This is a genomic window from Synechococcus sp. R55.7, assembly GCF_047461955.1.
In the GTDB taxonomy this organism is placed as follows: Bacteria; Cyanobacteriota; Cyanobacteriia; order Thermostichales; family Thermostichaceae; genus Thermostichus.
The window spans coordinates 1-643 of record NZ_JANSIC010000482.1; the positions used below are offsets into that span (position 1 = coordinate 1).

The window sequence follows — 643 nt, forward strand, 5'->3', positions numbered from 1 at the left end:
GCTCTATGATGCCCGCCGGTGAACCCACCCTCAGGGATGTGTTGAGTGTTATTGAAGAGATCCGGCAAGATGTGGAAGAGATCCGACAGGATGTGGAAGGACTCCGGCAGGATGTCTCCAGAACCAACGAGCGGCTAGAAGCCCTGGCAGCCGATCAAGCAAAGCGCTGGGCCGAGCAGGAAAGACGTTGGGCTGAGCAGGAGAGACGTTGGGCCGAGCAGGGGATAGAAAACCGGGTGATCCTAGAACGAATTGACACCTATCAAAAGGCTAGCGCCCAAGTGGTTAACCTGGCTTTTGCCTTGATTGGAGCTGCCACCGTAGCTCTTGTCGGCATCGTCCTACGGTTGGCCGTTAGTCTATAGTCAGCTGGTTCGGCAAAAACTTCGGCAGGCAGGATGGCCTTGCTTCTCTATTCGGCAACTGGTACGGCTTGTCCTTGAGTTTGGCATTCCGAATGGCCATCTCTGACAGGGCCATGTCCCACCCCGTCTGTTATATCCCCTATTGTGTCCCACTTTAGCCTGGATTACAGTGGGTTTCCCCGGTCTATCGTGGACACTAAAAAGCCCAGAAGCCTTGCTGGGTAAGAGCTTTCTGGACTTCAGTGGACGTTATCGGATTACGGAGAGAGTGGGATTCG

General features: G+C 54.4%; 1 protein-coding gene. It reads left to right on the plus strand.

What is annotated here, in order from left to right:
• Positions 1-365, plus strand: a 365-nt coding sequence (locus NW820_RS13265; protein WP_414407759.1) for a hypothetical protein, incomplete at its 5' end; no start/stop codon positions are given.
• Positions 366-643: the final 278 nt, after the last annotated feature.